Raw genomic sequence first — 16,537 nt, 5'->3', positions numbered from 1 at the left:
TCGACATTTCTTAACCTGACACACCGCTATCGCGAGCAGGCACACTCCTACAGGGGGATTGGTGGTGGAGGTGGGATTAGTGTTTTTCCTCTAGGACTTTGTTCAGTTCGGCGCCGTCGATGCTCAGTGTGGCGGTGTTGAGCATGCCGTCCAGATACGCTTGGGCAATCTGTTCCTGCCGCTGCGCACGCAAGGCCTCGGTTAGCTGATCACGCAGTTCTTCGAGGGTCGCGGTACGGGCGGGTTGTTGCTCAGTGAGTTTGATCACGTGGAACCCGGCGGCACTTTGAACAGGATCGGAAACCGCACCGACCTTGAGCCGCGCCACGACGCCACGCACCTCCGGGACGAGTTGCTGCAACGGTTGCAGGCCGGTATCGCCGCCACGCTCAGCGGTGACGCGATCCTGCGAATACTGAGTTGCCAGCGCGGCAAACTCCGCTGGCGTCGTCTGAGCTTTCTTGCTCAGGTCAAGCGCCTGCTTGCGCACCGATTCAAGATTCTGCGGATCATTCACCCCAAGGAAAATCTGACTGACCCGATACAACGCCGGAGTCTGCCAGTTCGTCTTGCCCGCGTCATAAGCCTGCTGCAATTCAGCCGCACTCGGATAATCCGCCGGCACTTGACTGACCGAACGCAAGTAATCGCGGAAGACAATCTGTTCAGTCGCCGCGCGAGTCTGCCGCGCAACTTCCGGACGCTGCGCCCAACCCTGCGCATCAGCCTGCTCCAGCACCGCTTTCTCGGCCAGCCGCGTGCGAATCCAGCGTTCCAGCGCTTCCCGATTACCGCGTAATTGTTCGCGGGTCTCTGGCGGGACTGTCGCCAGCAACGCCTGAAGTTCCGCAGGGGTTACTTGCTGATTGCCCAAGCGCGCCACCGCCGGCCCCGTTGCAACCGTCGCCAGCGGTGACGATTGCTGGGCGGCGACCGGGTCACTGCCCGGCCGCACCACCAGCGCCACGGCCACCACCAACAGCGCCACTGCCGCAGCGCTGATCACCATGGCAGGCTTTTTCACAGCGCGACTTCCTCTTGCTCGGCCACGGCGACTTTCGCGGTAGATGCTTGCGCGGCTTGAGTGAAATCACGCAGATAAACGATAAATTCCTGCAACAGGCGATCCCACAATTCCAGGTTGCCACGCAGGTGATCGTTGCTTACGCCCGCCGCCACCACCACGTCCATTTCCATCACCAGAAATTCGCCCTGCAACGACAACCGCGCAAAACGACGGCTGGCGTTCCACTGCTCGGCCACACCCTGTGGCAACTCACCCTGCACCCGCAGCGCACAGCTGAACGTGAAGTCGACGTAGCTACCCTGCTCCACCGCCGGATTACCGAAACGCACGGCGTAACCAATGCCCTGGCTGGCGCTGAGCAACTGGACGATGCCGTTCTGTTCGGTCTGGTTGACGCGATAACCGGCGGCTTGCAGGACGTCGGTCAGGGATTGTGGGGAAACATGGCTGATCAATTGAGTCATTACTTCTTCCTTGTTTATCAGTGCGAGAGCGCGGCTTGCGGCGCGTCGAATTGGGTCTTGTAGAGCTCGTCACCGAACCCCTGAGCCAGTTCATCGAACTTGACCCGGGCGCTGCCCGCGAAGGGCTGGCGGATCTTCATCACCTCGGCCACGTCGATGTTTTCGTAGGCAGTGAGGATCTGTTTGGCGACGCCGTACATCTGCTGATTCTTGACTGAACATTGCTGCACTTGTGTGTCACGTTCAGCCAATTGCGCTTGAAGCTTAGACCGTTCTGCCTCTTTGGCACGGGCCATGACCAGCAACTCGTCGTAGGCCTTTTTGAACTTGCCGGTCTGCTCGGCGCTGGCCGCCACTTGCGCCTGCGCCTGGCTGTGCAGGCTCTGTTGCTGTCCGGCCAATTGCTCGGCAACGCCTTTGGCCTTGGCCAGTTCAGCGGTCAATTGCTTGATTTGCGCCTGCGCAGCCTTGGCTTCGTTTTGCGCCGCCAGTTGCGCGGCGCTGGCCTGGGCCTGCTGACTTTGCAGGGCCTGCAACTGTTGCGTGGTGCTGCGCAATTGCGTACGCAGGCGTTCTTCCATGCCTTCGGCACTGGCCCCGGTGGCGATCAACAGCCCGAGCCCGAGCAACACAAATCGCGTTTTCATAACCCTCTCCCGGCGCCTTAGAAGCGCGTGTTGATCTCAAGCTGCAAGACGTCGATGTCGAACGGCGCGCCGTACACCGCTTCGGTGCTCATCCAGCGACCGGTCGCGTATACGTTCTTCGCCAGACCGTAGTTGCCGCCGATGAAATAACCCTTGGCGTTGGTGCCGCCGAGGTGGAATGACGAGTCGTTGAAGCCGTCCGGCAAGGCGTCGGGCTGGATGTATTTGTAGCCAGCGAACATGTTCCAGTCGCCCTGCTTTTTCAGGTCCAGCGCACTGCCGAGGGTGAACTGCACCATCCACGCATTGGCGCCGCTTTCGATGTCGCCGTTGCTGTCGAGGTTGTTGACGATCTGCCCGGCCGAACGCTTGCGCATGTCGCCTTCGTCGTACGCGAGGTTGTGGATGTAGTTGCCCTGGCTGCGCAGTTTGAAGTCTTCTGGCAGGTCGGCGTCCCAGACCATGTTCAGATCGAGCAGATTGAACTCGGACGCGAGACCAACAAATTGTGGCTGCGGCGTGGTGGTCGGGTTGAGCGGGTTCGGTGTGATGTCGCGCAGCAGGAACACGCTGTTGCCCTTTTGCATGAATGCCGCACGGCTGCCGTCGCTGTCGCAACCCGGTGCGCCGGCCCACGGTTCGCAAGGGCTGGAGCGCTGGCCTTGAATGTCGTCGAAGCGGTAGTAAGCCAGTGCGCCTTTCAAGCGGTTGTTGCTGTTGATCGCCCACTTGGCGCCAATTTGCGCGCCGTACAGCCACTTGTTGTCGCTCTCTTCCTTGTCGAAGCCGTTGCTGCTGGCGGTGTCGTTGGTGTAGTCCACCGGGAACGCGCCGACGGTGCCGAACACGCCCCAATCGCGATTGAGTTTGTGGTCGAAAATCGCCGCGACGCCGTCGAAGTTCAGGTCATTGGAATAGAGCATGTCGGTGGACATGAACGGGTTGGCGAAGCGCCCGCCGGTCAGGGTCAGCTCATCCGTAGGCTTCCAGTTCAGGTAGCCCTGATCGAGCCAGATGTCCTTTTTGGCGAAACCGCCGCCGAGGTTCTGCGTGGTCGATACCGGGTTGTTGTCCGAGCCGGTGCCGATGCGGATACCCGCAGTCCATTGCGGCGAGATCTCGGCTTTCATGCCCAACCGTGCGCGGATGCGGAACTGGTTGGTGCGGTCTTCGCGGGTGTTGAGCAGCGGCGGCAGATTGGTGCTGCTGTTTGGGTTAACGTCGTACGGGCCGTTGTTGTTGAGCTTGGCGAAGTCGACGATCTCGTTGCTGTTGCTGTCCGAGTAGTAGCGCGATTCGTTGCGCAAGCGAATGTCGCCGTCGAAACTGATGCGCGCCGCCCATTCCGGGAAGCTGTTGGGCGCGGCCCAGTTTTCCTGTTTGGCAGTGGCCATGACTTCGGCTTTGACCTGATCGCGGATCTGGTCGCGCACCGCGGCTGGCACGTATTGCACACGGACGTCACCCGGCGCCGCCACTGGCCCCGCCGCCACAGCGGTGGATGCCGCTGCTTGTTTAGCCTGCGCCGCTTCGTTCTGCGCCTGAGCGATCAGTGCGTCGGCCTTGTCCTGTTTCAGAATGCCCTGCTCGACCAGCAAGCGGATCAGATTGATCGTGGCGTTCTCCGAGGGCGCAGGCGCTGCCACGGCCTGACCGACCAGGGTCGCAATGACCATGCCGACCGCCAGGGACAATCGATTCACGTTGGAAATCATCTGCACACAACTCCTTTTGGCAAAGCGTAAATAAGTGAATTAACCCGGACGCCGCCCTTGCAGGGACAGGCGCACAGGCAATGTGATGGAGGCCGGTGGCCGTTCGCTCAGCGCAGGTGCGCCACGCAGCGCGGCCAACACTTGCGTATCAATCTCGGGGTTGCCGCTGGACTTGATCAGCTCGACGCGAGTGATCTCGCCAACGCTGCTCAGCCAGACATCGGCCTGCAGCGAAAACGCGAGGTTGCGCAGCTCAGGGTTCTCGCGCAGCAAACGCTGGAAAGTGAACGCCAGAAACTGGCTGTACGTCCCCGTGCCCAGACGCCCGCCGCCGGCACCGGCCATACCGCCACCCTTGCCCGCGCCGATGTTGAAGGCGTCGTTGCCGGATTGCGCATCGCCGTCCATTTGCATCGGGTTGGCCAGATCGTCCGCCGGTGATGGCGGCGCTTCTTCCTCGGGCTTGACCTCCTCCGGCTCCGGCGTTGGCTCGGGCTCGACGACTCTCTCTTCCACCGGGGTTTCCGGCTCTGGCGGTTTTTCCGGCGGCGGTGGTGGCGGTGGCGGCAACGGAATGATCGTCGGCACCTTCGGCGCTTCGCGGCGAATGCCGCTCATGTCGTTGGCCCACTGCCAGAGGAACCACGCGGCGAGCGCGCCGATCAGCAAGCCGGCGCCCCACTTCGCGTAACGCAGCGCGGGCTTTTTCACCGGCAGCGGCTCGATCGGGAGTTGTGCGGTCATGACTCAGCCCTGACTCGGTTTGCCGGTCACAAGACCGACCTGGGACAGTTCGAGCCGGCGCAACAGATCCAGCACTTCGATGACTTTCTGGTACTGCACGGTCGCATCGCCACGCACGATCACCGGGAAATCCGGGCTCTGCGCCTTCTCGATGCGCAGGCGTTCTTCCAGCTCGGCCAGCGTCACCGGGTAGGCGTCGAGGAACACCTGGCCGCCGTCGTTGACCGAAATCGCCTTGGTCTTGGCCTCGGACAGCGACACGGAGGCGCTGGCCTTGGGCAGGTTGATCTGGATCCCCGAGACCTGCGCGGTGGCGGTGAGGATGAACATCACCAGCACCACCATCAGCACGTCGACCAGCGGGGTGATGTTGATGCTGTCCACCGCGGCATCTTCGTCATCGTCGTGGGAGGCATTTACGGATGCCATGTCAGTGCTCCTCAGGCCGGTACAGAGTGGTTGGCGTGATGGCCGCGCTGATGCGACGCCTCACTGAACTGGCTCTCGCCGTGCATCTCCGCCAGACGGGTGATGAACTCGTCGACGAACACGCGCATGTCGGCGCTGACTTCCTTGTTGCGCGTGATCAGGCGGTTGTAGCCAAACAACGCCGGGATCGCGACGAACAGGCCCATCGCGGTCGCGAGCAACGCTGCAGCCATACCCGGAGCGATGGCGTTGATGTTGACGTCGCCGGCCATCGCCGTGCCGAGGAACACCACCATGATCCCCAGCACCGTACCGAGCAGGCCGATGTACGGGCCACCGGCGATGGCGTTGGACAGGGTCGAGAGTTTCGAGCTGAGTTGCTGGTTTTCGCGGGTACGCACGCCGTCCATCGAGCAGCGGATCGCTTCGATGGTTGCGGCGGAAACCGACGAGGTATCAGCGCCCTGCTCGCGGCGGGTGCGGATCTCTTTGACCGCCACCAGGTACAGACGCCACAGCGACGAATGCTGCAAGCGCTGGGCGAGTTGCGCGTCGTCGGCGAACATCTCCAGACGTGTGCCGACCTTGGCGAACTGCACGCGGAAGTCTTCGTTGGCGGCGCTGACGCGGCTGAGGCTGCGGTTCTTGCGCAGCATGATGATCCACGACTGGAACATCATCAGCACCAGCACGGCGATGATCACCCAGGCGTCGATTGGCACGGCGTTGAGCAGGAAGCCGAGGCTGCCGAAACCGAAACCGGACTGTTCTTCGTCGACACCGTAAGCGACCAGTTTCGACTCGGCGCCTTGCGAGGTAGCGTCCGCCAGCAACAGCGCTGCCGGGCGCGAAACCTTCGACAGACGCAATTCATCGATAGCGCCCACAAACGGCTGGAACGGGCCTTCGTGCAGATCGGCGCCGATGGCCATGACCGAATTGAATGCCGGCATCGCCTGCGCGAGCGTGGCGGCTTCGCGACCGTTGATGAACAGGGTCACTTTGGAGCCTTCAGCGGTCAGCGCTACGTGTTGCCATTGGCCGGGATTCAGCGCTTGCGTGGCGACCGCACGTTGGCCATCGATCTCTACAAACGGTACGCCTTGATTCGCACCGACCAGCAGACTGTTGGCGCCTTCGCGACGGGCGAGAATCAGTTGTTCGCCACTGGCCTGATCCAGACGCAACCACGCACTGAAGGTGAACGCGCTGCCAGCGTTGTGTTGCAGCGAAGGACTGGCCGGCAGCAACAACGGCTGGCCGCTGAACTGCAACGCGCGCCCTACTACACCGTCAATCGCCGCGCCGGTCGCGCTTTGCGCAGTGTTGCCGTAAGCGGTGGTGTCTTTGGCCGGGGTGCCGGTGGCGCCGTCGAAGTGATACAGCGCGGTGTAATTCGGATCAAACGTCAGTTGGCCGTTGCCGGTCGCCGGCGCCTTCTGATTGCCGTAATACATCCAGATGTCCTGGCGTTGACCACCCTCGACATTAGGCACATCGACCCAGATCAGCGCCATGCCCATCAGCGCGTCGAAACTTTCGATCTGGTGGTTGAGCACGGTCTTGTCATCGGCGGCGACGAAGCGCAGGTCCGCGCCGTCCTCTTTCACGCCATCGAAGGTGAAGTTGCCGGTGTGCAGGCGCACCAGTAACGCGGTGCGGCCGAGGGCCTGATTGATCGCCGCGCCTTGTGGCGTGGTGTCGACGGCGATCTGTTTGCGGTAATGCCAGTCGTCCTGCCACCAGGCCTGAGCCGTGGCCGGGAGCACGAAGCCCAGGCAGATCAACAACGAAAGAATGAGGCGCTGCATGAACGTGCTCCTTTAAAAAGTGGCTTGAAGGTTGAAGTGCAGGCGCGATTCCTGTTTCGAGGTGTTCGGCCCTTCGAGTAGCGGGTAGCCCCAGTCGAGGCTGCCGGACAGCCATTTGCTCAGGCTGGCGCGGGTGCCGAGGCCGACGCTGGCCAGGGCGTAATTGGCGTCCTGATCCGGCAGTTCGTCGCGCAGATAAAGTTGTGCACCTTCGGCAAAGGCGTAGAAACGCCAGTCCTGCATCCACGTGCCGGCGTACTTGGCCAGCGACGGCGTGCGCACTTCCTGGCTGAGCAGCAAGCCGTCATCGCCGGTGCGTTCGGCAGCCAGATAGCCGCGCACTGAAGTGGCGCCGCCGGCGGAGAATTGTTCGTTGGAGACCAGTGGCCCCGAGGCGAGTTGGAATGCGGCTTTGCTTGCGCTCTGCCAGTCGCTGTCGAAGGTCCAGGTGTAATTGGTGTCGCCCTTGAGCACGGCGAAGCTCGGTTTGGCGCGGTAGCGTTTGTAGTCGAAGTCTTCGTCGGAGCTGCCGTAGCCGAAGATGCTGCGAGTGGCGGCGACGAGGCTCAGGCCGAGGCCGAGCTGGCTCTTCTCGGTGTAGCGGTAGCCGTTGTAGGCGAAGGTGAACGGCGCGTATTGCAGTGGGACTTTGTCGCTCTCACCGGACAGGGTCAGGCGTTCGTCGAAGTCCTTGAAGTCGATGCCGGCCGACAGCGAATTCGACCAATTACCGCTGGAGGGCAGCGTGTAGATCGCCGACACACCGTAGCTGTGGCCCTTGCCGAGTACGTTGCTGCCGCCGATGGTGGCGACGTTGCTGTCGGATTGGTAACCGGAGAACTGCACGCTCCAGCGATCGGTCAGCGGCGCGCTGTAGGAGCCCGACCAGACCTTGGCGTTATCGGTTTCCTGCGGTGCGGTGAAGAACGTCAGGTTGACGCTATGGCCGAGTTGCCAGAGGTTGTTGTAGCCGAGGCTGGTGACGGTGCGCAGTTTTTCCGTGTCGGCGCTGTAATCGTTGTTGAGGCCGACGCTGGCGGTCCACGGGTTCTGGTCTTCGACCTGCAAATCGACGTCCATGGTGCCGGGGCGCTGACCTTCGCGCACCAGCGGCATGACTTGCCGGCCCGGGGTTTTGTTGAGCAGTGCGAGTTCGCCCTGGACCTTGGCGAAGTCCGGCACCTCGCCTTCCTTCAGCGCCGGCACGTCGTCGCGAATGTCCAGCGGCGAATAGTGTTTGGCGCCGACCACACGCACCCGGCCGACCTTGGTTTCGCTGACTTGCAGGTAGACGATGCCGTCTGCCACCGCTTGCTCCGGCAGCTCGACGAACACTGACTGATAGCCACGTTCCTGATAGGCCTTTTGCAACGCGTCCCGAGCACCTTCGATATCCGTGAGGGCTTTTTGCGGTCCAAGAAACGGGTACACCGCTTCTTCAATCGCCCGCGCATCGAGCACGGTGTTGCCGCGCACGAAGTATTCGTTGACGTCGACCAGACGCTGGGCCGCCGCGTTTTCGGCAGCCTCTTCGGCCAATGCCGGCTGCGCGCCCACCGTCACCAGCAGCCAGCCCCACAGCGCCAGCCGTGACTTGAAAATCGGTTCCACACTACCCCCTGAATTCGCGATGACCTGTTGGCGTTTCGAACGCCGCGTGTATGGCGTCAATTGCTGGCTGTCGAGGCGCAGGCGTGTTTGCCAAGCCACGTGTGCAAAAGCGCGAAGTTCAACGAGAACTCGGGCATTTGCAGCAACGCGCCGCAGAACACTTCGCCGATGATTTTTTGAATGAGCAGCACCGCACGGGGCTCGTTGAGCAACGTGGCGATGTCGCGACTGAGGGCGTTGAAGCTCCAGACTTTCTGGTTCAGGCCAAGGCCGACGAACCAGCGGAACAGCAGGTTGTAATTGAGCTGTTCATACAGTTGCTGTTCGCTGGGCACCGAATACAGCAGTTGCAGGAGCAGGATGTGCATCACGGTTTGCGCGGGGATCAGCATGCCGGGCTCGGCATTGAGGTCGTGCAGAAGCTCGCGGTGGGCGTCGAGCAAATCGTCGATCTGCGGGCGCAGCAACACCAGCGAATGGCCCGGCGGGATGTAGCTGGAAACCTCTTTCAAGGCGCCCTGCCAGTCATCCTGCGAGACAATCCAGACCCACGGCGCGCCGTAGCGATACACCGAAACCGGCTTCTTGCGCGCGGCTTCGACGATCTTCGACAGGCGTTGATCGAGTTCCTGCATGCCCACTTTCGAGTAGCGTTCCATAGTCCCCATTGCCTCACTCCCGGCGTCCCGCCTCGGCTTGTGAAAAGCGCCCCGTTGGGGCCCCTCAAGCGCGTTACATAGGCATGACCGGACTGGCGATGTGCTACCGAACTTTTGTCATAAAAGCTTCATTACAGAATTTGGCAATGAGATGGGACATACATCGAGAACCCTGTGGGAGCTGGCTTGCCAGCGATAGCGGTCTGTCAGCGAAGTAAAGGGTTGCTGACATGACGCCATCGCTGGCAAGCCAGCTCCCACAGGGTTTTGCAGTGTTTGGGTGATTTGGGGTCAGGTGTAGATGGGCCAGGTGTCGACGATTTTGCCGTTGCGCACGGCGAGCAAATCGCCAAATTGCAGGAGTACGGCTTCGGTCTGGGTTGGGCGCAGGAACACCTGGTCTTCCACAGTGAGGCCGACGGCACTGGAGCCATTGACTATCTCTTGATTGGAGCTGCGTCCGTAGACGCTGTTGCTCTGTAAACCCTGGGGCGATTCGAACTCGGCCATCCAGTTACCGCCGTAGATGAAGAAGGTCTGACGCTGATTCTGGTCCCACCACGAAAACAGCTTCGACTTGTCATCCAGCGCCGGGATATTCACCGCGCCAGTGCTTTTCAACACGGGCGTGGCGATATAGGTCGCGGGCACATGCTCGGTCAGCGACGGCAAATCATAGTGCGTCGGTTTAAGCATCGCCGTTCCCACCGACACTTCGTTGCTGAGCTTCTCGTTTTCATGAATGCGATAACTCGGGCTCCCGGCAGTGTTCAGGCACAAACCGTCATGCCACAACGCGGGAAACTGCTGGCGGGTGAAATCGACGCAGCGCTGATAAATCACCATGACCTTGGCGAACAGTTCATCCGGCGAGCCGAGAATCCCCGGCACGCCCATGCCCACGAACGGGTCGTAACCCATGAATCCGGCGAATTCCAGATGCTGCGGGTTGGCGCTGATCAGCGTGAGCATTTGGCCCAACACATTCACATCACTGACGCCGCCGCGATGCAGGCCGACGTCCAGTTCGATGTTGATGCGCATCCTTGTGCCTAACCCCTGAGCCAGCGCGAGGTATTGCTGCAAACGCTGCGGGCCGTCGAGCAGCCATTGCAGTTGCTTCGCGGGATCAAACGGGCCTTTGTGGGTTTGGTAGAACAGCGCTGCCGAACGTACCGGTAATGGCTTGCCAAGCAAAATATCCGACTGTGGAAACGTCAGCGCATCGTGATTGAGAAACGGCTGATGAAACGACATCAGCTTCTGCGTTCCGGCACGTTGCGCGATGTAGCTCAACAGCCCCGGCGATGGCAGCGACTTCTCCACCAAACGCAATTGCTTGCCACCGCGTTTGACCGATTGCATCACCACATCGATGTTGTGATCGAGCCGATCCAGATCGATCAGCAGCACCGGGCGCATTGGCCCGTTGCCCTTCAATTCTTTGTTCAGCGCGCGGAAATAGTCGCTGTACGGCGCGCCGTGATCCCCCGGGCGCAACCACGCGCCAACACCGACCAAGAGAGCGCCGACACCCAACGTACCGAGAAGGAAGTTACGTCGATTGACCGCCATCAGCTCACCCCCAAAATCGACGACAAATGCGCATTGAGAAAGCGCCCGCTCGGGTCCAGGGCCTGGCGCACATCGATAAATTCGCGCCATCGCGGGTACAGCGGTTGCAGGTTCTTCGCGTTGAGCGTGTGCAACTTGCCCCAGTGCGGCCGGCCGTTGTACTTCCAGAAGATCGGTTCGACCGCCGCGAAGAAGTTGTGGTGATCCATCTGATAATGCTGGTGCACCGAGATCGAACAGCTGTCGCGGCCTTCGAACATGCTCAGCGCAATGTTATCCGCCTTGACGTAGCGGTACTCGATGGGAAACCAGGTGCGCAAATCCTTGTCCTGAATCAGCTTGAGGATTTCGCGCAGGCACGCCGGGCCGTGTTCGGCTGGCACGGAATACTCCATTTCGTTGAATCGCACGGTGCGCACGTTGGCGTAGATGTCGAAGGAGTCGCCGACGCGGTCATCGAAACTCGCCAGATGACGCAAGCTGTTGAGCAGCGTACGGCGCAGGTCGGGGAAGTCGCTGCCGTACTTGTCGATCTTTTCGATCAGAGTGACGAACTCGTTGCCACCCTCTTCTTCCGGGCTGATCGGCGGCGTGGCCGGGTCATCGGTTTCATTGAGAGCGATGGACAAGGCGTAGTCGGAATGGGTGACGACGAGCATTTCCCAGTGCTGGTTTTCGCTGGTGTTCTTTTCGAGGTCTTCGAGCAGCTCTTCGGTCTTGGCGATCCATTGGCGCTCGCGCAAGCGATAAGCCGGGCGGTTTTGCAGACGGATTTTGGTGGCCACGCCGAGGGCGCCGAGGGAGACGCGTGCGGCGTTGAATACTTCGGGATGGCGCTGGCTGTCGCAGTCCAGTACTTCGCCATTGGCCGTCACTAATTGCATGCCGCAAACGTGCGCCGAGTAGGACTGGAAGTTTTTGCCGGTGCCGTGAGTCGACGTGGCAATCGCCCCGGCGAGGGTCTGGTAATCGATATCGGCCATGTTTTGCAGGGCCTGACCAATGTCTTTCAGCGGCTGGCCCATGCGCGACATCGGTGTGCCGGCGGCGAATTCGGCTTGCAGGGTTTTAGCATCGTGGTCGAGCAGTCCGTTGAAATAGCTCAGCGACAACAGCGTGCCATCGGTGGGCACCAACGCGCTGAAGGAATGCGCCGAACCGACCGGGCGAATCTTGCCTTGCGCCTGTTTGATGACGCTCACCAGTTCATCGAGATTCTTTGGCGCCAGCCGCGCCGCTGGCAGGCAACTCTGCCCGCCTGACCAGTTGCGCCACGGGATCAGCCGTGGCGCGCGCAGCAATTGGCCCAATACCGGGTTACTGGCCAACGCACTGAACGCGCCGACAATGCTTGCCCGTTGCAACAACTGACGCCGTGTCAGATCCATGGTCATGCCGGGCACCTTATTCTGGGAGGGCTTGGTCGGCCATGAAGCCGATCAGTTGCAAAAACTGCTCTTCGCTGCACTCGACGCACTGGCCCATCGGCGGCATGCCGTTGTAGCCGTTGATGGCGTGGTCGAGCAGCGTGTCGCGGCCCTGCCGGATGCGCGGCTCCCAGGCTTTGCGATCACCGGTGAGCGGCGCATTGGCAGCGGGGTTGGCGTGACAGAGCTGGCAGCTGTTGGTGTAGATCTGCGCCAGCGCCGGGTCTTTGGGGGTCGCGTTGTTGGTGGTGACCACGGGTTGGGGTTCATCGCCGCAACCGGGCAGCATCATGGCTAACGCCAGCAGTAAAGTGAGTCGGATTGCCCGCATAACGGCCTCGCTTATTGTTGTGCTCACACATTAAGGCAGCGGCTGCAGCGGGTTGAGGGCATTGCAGGCCAGAGAGGGGGGCAAACGGGGCCAGCCAGGACTCGCCTCGGGATCGGCTATAGACACAAAACCCTGTGGGAGCTGGCTTGCCAGCGATAGCGGTGTGTCAGGCAATGAAGATGTTGAAAGTACCGGCCACATCGCTGGCAAGCCAGCTCCCACAGAGTTCGCGGTGTTGCCAGCCCGCTCTGTTTTGCGCCTCTGCGTGACATTCGGGTGACATTTGCGGGTTTAAATTTCGGCGCATTCAGGCGTATAACCTGTAGAGACTTTTTGATCTGCATGCGGACATCAACACGGGGTAGCGACATGACCACAGCAAACATCCTTGGCAATCTGTTCCCTTCTGTCAGCGACATCCCGGAAAAATACCGCCTCGACGCTCAGGTCGAGCAACGCGAATACCTGGTCGACGGCCAGTTGCGCCGCTGGGACGGCCCGCTCGCCACCGTGCGCAGTCCGGTCTACCTGAAAGGTGACAACGGCGACGAACAAGTCATCCTCGGCAGCACGCCGTTGCTCGATGCCGAGACCGCCCTCACGGCCCTCGACGCTGCCGTGCGCGCCTACGACCGTGGTCAGGGCCTGTGGCCGACCATGCGCGTGGCCGAACGCATCCAGCACGTCGAAGCCTTCCTCGGCCGCATGCGCCAGCAGCGCGAAGCCGTGGTGAAGTTGCTGATGTGGGAAATCGGCAAGAACCTCAAGGACTCGGAAAAAGAGTTCGACCGTACCTGCGACTACATCGTCGATACCATCAATGCGCTCAAAGAACTCGACCGCCGCTCCAGCCGTTTCGAGCTGGAGCAGGACACCCTCGGGCAGATCCGCCGCGTGCCGCTCGGTGTAGCGCTGTGCATGGGCCCTTACAACTATCCGCTGAACGAAACCTTCACCACGCTGATTCCGGCGCTGATCATGGGCAACACCGTGGTGTTCAAACCGGCCAAGCTCGGCGTGCTGCTGATCCGTCCGCTGCTCGAAGCCTTCCGCGACAGCTTCCCCACCGGCGTGATCAACGTGATCTACGGCAGCGGACGGGAAACCGTCAGCGCACTGATGGCCAGCGGCAAGATCGATATCTTCGCCTTCATCGGCACCAACAAGGCCGCCAGCGACCTGAAGAAACTGCACCCGAAACCGCACCGTTTGCGCGCCGCGCTGGGTCTGGATGCGAAGAACCCGGGCATCGTCTTGCCGGAAGTCGATCTCGACAATGCTGTCAGCGAAGCAGTGACTGGCTCGCTGTCGTTCAACGGCCAGCGCTGCACCGCACTGAAAATCCTCTTCGTGCATGAAGACGTGGTCGACAGCTTCATCGATAAATTCAACGCCAAACTGGCCACGCTGAAGCCGGGCATGCCGTGGGACAGCGGTGTGTCGCTGACGCCGCTGCCGGAATCGGGCAAGGTCGATTATCTGCACGGGCTGGTGGCCGATGCGCGCAGCAAGGGTGCCGAAGTGGTCAACCCCAATGGCGGCGAATCCCGCGAGTCGTTCTTCTACCCGGCGGTGCTGTACCCGGTGAATCCGCAGATGCGTGTCTATCAGGAAGAACAGTTCGGCCCGGTGGTGCCGATCGTGCCGTACCGTCATCTCGATACCGTGATCGACTATGTGCTGGAGTCCGATTTCGGCCAGCAGTTGAGCATCTTCGGTACCAACCCGGTGGCAGTCGGACGGCTGGTCGACACATTCGCCAACCAGGTCGGGCGGATCAACCTCAATGCTCAGTGCCAGCGCGGTCCGGATACCTACCCGTTCAATGGCCGCAAGAATTCCGCAGAAGGTACGCTGTCAGTACACGATGCATTGCGGGTGTTTTCGATCCGCACACTGGTGGCAACCAAGTTCCAGGACAGCAACAAGGATCTGATCAGCGAGATCATTCGCGGTCGTGATTCAAGCTTCCTGACCACCGACTACATCTTCTGACGAGGGCCTTGCACTGAGTACGTTCAGCACCTACCGATTGCCGCCACTGTTGCGTCGAATTCTGCGTCCGCTCCTGGACCCGTATCGCCGCTACCGACACGCCCGATTGATCCACGCGGTGCGGGTGGCATTGGGGTTGCTGGCGACGATTGTGCTGACCACCGGCATCAACCTGCCCCACGGTGAGTGGGCATCGGTGACCATGCTGGTGGTCATCGGCGGTTTGCAGCACCACGGCAACATCGGCAAGAAAGCCGCCGAGCGCGCCACCGGTACTTTGATCGGCGCCGGCGTCGGTTTGTTACTGGTGGCGCAGCATGCGTGGCTCGGCATGCCATGGCTGACCTACTTTGCGATGGCGGTGGTCTGTGGCTTCTTCTCCTATCACGCCATCGGCAAGGGCGGCTATACCGCCCTGCTCTCGGCAATTACCGTATTCATTGTCGCCGGGCATGGCGACAACCCGATCACCGACGGTTTGTGGCGTGGCGTCGACATTCTCATAGGTATTGCGCTGGCGCTGGCGTTCTCCTTCGCTCTGCCGCTGTACGCGGTGTACTCGTGGCGCTACAACCTGGCCGATGCCTTGCGCGATTGCGCGACGGTATACAGTCGAATCATCAACGGCCAGCCGGTCAGCGCCGACGAGCACCTGAAGCTGATGAGCCGTTTGAGCGCGGTGATGGTGCAATTGCGTTCGCTGATGCCGTCGGTGTCCAAGGAAGTAAAGATCTCCATGACCGAACTGGACGCGATCCAGCGCAACCTGCGCATGTGCATCAGCACCCTGGAAATCCTCGGCAACACCCGCCCCGATGCCAACGACCCCGAAGCGATGGCTCATCTGCAATCAGCGTTGAAGGCCGAACACCGCATGATCCGCGTGCAATTGATCGGCATGGCCCGCGCCTTGAAATCCGGTGCGATACAGCGCCTTGATCGTTCGCTGGCGTTACCGGACGCCAGCCTTGATGCGCCGGTCTACAGCGCGCTGGACGGCTATCGCCTGTTGACCCGGCAACTAGCGGCAAACATCGCCGAGATGCGCCAGCGTCTGGCCAAAACCGCACCGCGCTGGAACATCTGAGGTTTATTGCGCAGCCAGTCGACGCGCCTTGAAGCCCCAGCCCTGCTGCATGCCAGCGGCCGCGAGGAGAATCGCCGCCACGCCTAGCCACTGCAGAGTCTGCAAGCGATGACCGAATGCAAACCAGTCGACAAAAATCGCTGCAATCGGGTAAATGAAGGACAGTGCGCCGGTGAGCGCCGTCGGCAATTTCTGGATGGCACCGTACAGCAACACATACATCAAACCGGTATGAACGATGCCCAGCGTCACCAGACTGGCCCACGCCCCTGGTGTTGCCGGCAGTGCGGAAAAATGCGCAAACGGTGCGAGCAACAGCACGCCGGTGCAGACCTGGATCAATGCGATCAGATGTGGCGGTGTACCGGTCAAACGCTTGATGATCAACGCTGCAATCGCATAGAGAAAAGCCGCACCCAACGCCAGGGCGATTCCCACCAGATAGTCGTTACCACTGTTGCCTTGCTGACCATGGGCGCTGACAATCGCCAGCATCCCCATAAATGAAATCGCCAGCCAGAACAGCTTCTGCACGGTTATTTTTTCGCCGAGAAACAGTGCCGCCAAACCGACCAGCATGAACGGCTGCACGTTGTATACCGCAGTGCCAATGGCGATTGAAGCCCGCGAGTACGAAGCAAACAGCAGCACCCAGTTTCCGACAATCGCCATCCCGCTGAGCACCGCCAACCAGAATGTCGTACGGGTCAGAATGCCCGGCCGCAGAAAACCGAATGCCGCGCAAATCAACAGCAAGGTAGCGGCACCGAATACGCAGCGCCAGAACACCACGTCCAGAACCGCTTGCCCGGAAACCAGCACGAACCAGCCAATCGTTCCGGATATCAGCATGGCAGCGGTCATTTCAAATGAGCCGCGACGGATCGGGTTGTCCATCTTCAATCTCCTCAGCATTTGGCGAAAGCGTGACAAAAGTATGCCAAGCGAACACGGCATCGCTCCAGAGTAAAAGGCAGGCTAAACTGCAGATCTGCCTTTTTTATCGAGGGTGATT

15 protein-coding genes are annotated in these 16,537 nt (G+C 60.8%); 2 read left to right on the top strand and 13 right to left on the bottom strand.

All coding sequences use genetic code 11. The annotated features are described in order from the left end of the window. Positions 1-76: 76 nt before the first annotated feature. The 12 genes from ACW9IR_RS18910 to ACW9IR_RS18855 all read right to left on the bottom strand — a co-directional run bounded on the left by ACW9IR_RS18910 (position 77) and on the right by ACW9IR_RS18855 (position 12,440). The gene (locus ACW9IR_RS18910; protein ID WP_457464618.1) at positions 77-1,024 is read right to left on the bottom strand and encodes a peptidylprolyl isomerase; all 948 of its coding nucleotides are present in this window, start codon (positions 1,022-1,024) and stop codon (positions 77-79) included. Next, positions 1,021-1,491, bottom strand: a complete 471-nt coding sequence (locus ACW9IR_RS18905) for a YbjN domain-containing protein (RefSeq protein WP_457464616.1) — start codon at positions 1,489-1,491, stop codon at positions 1,021-1,023. The genes ACW9IR_RS18910 and ACW9IR_RS18905 overlap by 4 nt, the downstream gene beginning before the upstream one ends. A 17-nt stretch (positions 1,492-1,508) precedes the next feature. Beyond that, on the bottom strand, positions 1,509-2,138 hold the full coding sequence (locus ACW9IR_RS18900) for a DNA repair protein (RefSeq protein WP_457464614.1): 630 nt from the start codon (positions 2,136-2,138) through the stop codon (positions 1,509-1,511). Between the two features lie 17 nt (positions 2,139-2,155). Continuing rightward, complete coding sequence (locus ACW9IR_RS18895; RefSeq protein ID WP_220558807.1) at positions 2,156-3,853, bottom strand: putative porin; 1,698 nt, start codon at positions 3,851-3,853, stop codon at positions 2,156-2,158. Between the two features lie 39 nt (positions 3,854-3,892). Then, complete coding sequence (locus tag ACW9IR_RS18890) at positions 3,893-4,597, bottom strand: energy transducer TonB family protein (protein ID WP_457464612.1); 705 nt, start codon at positions 4,595-4,597, stop codon at positions 3,893-3,895. 3 nt (positions 4,598-4,600) lie between these two features. Beyond that, complete coding sequence (locus ACW9IR_RS18885) at positions 4,601-5,026, bottom strand: ExbD/TolR family protein (RefSeq protein ID WP_007915482.1); 426 nt, start codon at positions 5,024-5,026, stop codon at positions 4,601-4,603. Positions 5,027-5,037: 11 nt separating this feature from the next. Continuing rightward, a complete protein-coding gene (locus ACW9IR_RS18880) occupies positions 5,038-6,837 on the bottom strand; it encodes a DUF2341 domain-containing protein (RefSeq protein WP_457464610.1) in 1,800 nt (599 codons plus the stop codon). A gap of 12 nt (positions 6,838-6,849) precedes the next feature. Beyond that, a complete protein-coding gene (locus ACW9IR_RS18875; protein ID WP_457464608.1) occupies positions 6,850-8,448 on the bottom strand; it encodes a ShlB/FhaC/HecB family hemolysin secretion/activation protein in 1,599 nt (532 codons plus the stop codon). A 56-nt stretch (positions 8,449-8,504) separates the two neighbouring features. Beyond that, positions 8,505-9,116 carry a transposase gene (locus tag ACW9IR_RS18870; RefSeq protein WP_007915478.1) on the bottom strand — a complete coding sequence of 204 codons (612 nt, stop codon included), beginning with the start codon at positions 9,114-9,116 and terminating at the stop codon, positions 8,505-8,507. A gap of 282 nt (positions 9,117-9,398) precedes the next feature. Continuing rightward, complete coding sequence (locus ACW9IR_RS18865) at positions 9,399-10,607, bottom strand: DSD1 family PLP-dependent enzyme (RefSeq protein WP_457464621.1); 1,209 nt, start codon at positions 10,605-10,607, stop codon at positions 9,399-9,401. A gap of 74 nt (positions 10,608-10,681) precedes the next feature. Next, complete coding sequence (locus ACW9IR_RS18860) at positions 10,682-12,010, bottom strand: D-arabinono-1,4-lactone oxidase (protein ID WP_180988081.1); 1,329 nt, start codon at positions 12,008-12,010, stop codon at positions 10,682-10,684. Between the two features lie 76 nt (positions 12,011-12,086). Further along, the gene (locus tag ACW9IR_RS18855; RefSeq protein ID WP_102898964.1) at positions 12,087-12,440 is read right to left on the bottom strand and encodes a c-type cytochrome; all 354 of its coding nucleotides are present in this window, start codon (positions 12,438-12,440) and stop codon (positions 12,087-12,089) included. A 369-nt stretch (positions 12,441-12,809) separates the two neighbouring features. Between ACW9IR_RS18855 and ACW9IR_RS18850 the strand changes: the two genes are divergently transcribed. Both ACW9IR_RS18850 and ACW9IR_RS18845 read left to right on the top strand, forming a co-directional pair. After that, positions 12,810-14,435 carry an NADP-dependent glyceraldehyde-3-phosphate dehydrogenase gene (locus tag ACW9IR_RS18850; RefSeq protein ID WP_102898966.1) on the top strand — a complete coding sequence of 542 codons (1,626 nt, stop codon included), beginning with the start codon at positions 12,810-12,812 and terminating at the stop codon, positions 14,433-14,435. A gap of 46 nt (positions 14,436-14,481) precedes the next feature. Next, complete coding sequence (locus ACW9IR_RS18845) at positions 14,482-15,522, top strand: FUSC family protein (protein ID WP_150792593.1); 1,041 nt, start codon at positions 14,482-14,484, stop codon at positions 15,520-15,522. Positions 15,523-15,525: 3 nt separating this feature from the next. Here the strand turns inward: ACW9IR_RS18845 and ACW9IR_RS18840 are convergent, their stop codons facing one another. Then, positions 15,526-16,419: a DMT family transporter gene (locus ACW9IR_RS18840; protein ID WP_150708452.1), complete on the bottom strand. Its 894-nt coding sequence runs from the start codon at positions 16,417-16,419 to the stop codon at positions 15,526-15,528. Positions 16,420-16,537 lie beyond the last annotated feature (118 nt).

The organism is Pseudomonas sp. SDT291_1_S447 (assembly GCF_054070155.1).
This window is presented reverse-complemented; position numbering and strand designations above follow the sequence as displayed.

Excerpts from the sequence above, each read along its gene's own strand:
- ACW9IR_RS18905 (WP_457464616.1), bottom strand. The coding sequence starts at position 1,491 with ATGACTCAATTGATCAGCCATGTTTCCCCACAATCCCTGACCGACGTC.
- ACW9IR_RS18895 (WP_220558807.1), bottom strand. The coding sequence starts at position 3,853 with ATGATTTCCAACGTGAATCGATTGTCCCTGGCGGTCGGCATGGTCATT.
- ACW9IR_RS18885 (WP_007915482.1), bottom strand. The coding sequence starts at position 5,026 with ATGGCATCCGTAAATGCCTCCCACGACGATGACGAAGATGCCGCGGTG.
- ACW9IR_RS18870 (WP_007915478.1), bottom strand. The coding sequence starts at position 9,116 with ATGGGGACTATGGAACGCTACTCGAAAGTGGGCATGCAGGAACTCGAT.
- ACW9IR_RS18880 (WP_457464610.1), bottom strand. The coding sequence starts at position 6,837 with ATGCAGCGCCTCATTCTTTCGTTGTTGATCTGCCTGGGCTTCGTGCTC.
- ACW9IR_RS18850 (WP_102898966.1), top strand. The coding sequence starts at position 12,810 with ATGACCACAGCAAACATCCTTGGCAATCTGTTCCCTTCTGTCAGCGAC.
- ACW9IR_RS18900 (WP_457464614.1), bottom strand. The coding sequence starts at position 2,138 with ATGAAAACGCGATTTGTGTTGCTCGGGCTCGGGCTGTTGATCGCCACC.
- ACW9IR_RS18855 (WP_102898964.1), bottom strand. The coding sequence starts at position 12,440 with ATGCGGGCAATCCGACTCACTTTACTGCTGGCGTTAGCCATGATGCTG.
- ACW9IR_RS18840 (WP_150708452.1), bottom strand. The coding sequence starts at position 16,419 with ATGGACAACCCGATCCGTCGCGGCTCATTTGAAATGACCGCTGCCATG.
- ACW9IR_RS18890 (WP_457464612.1), bottom strand. The coding sequence starts at position 4,597 with ATGACCGCACAACTCCCGATCGAGCCGCTGCCGGTGAAAAAGCCCGCG.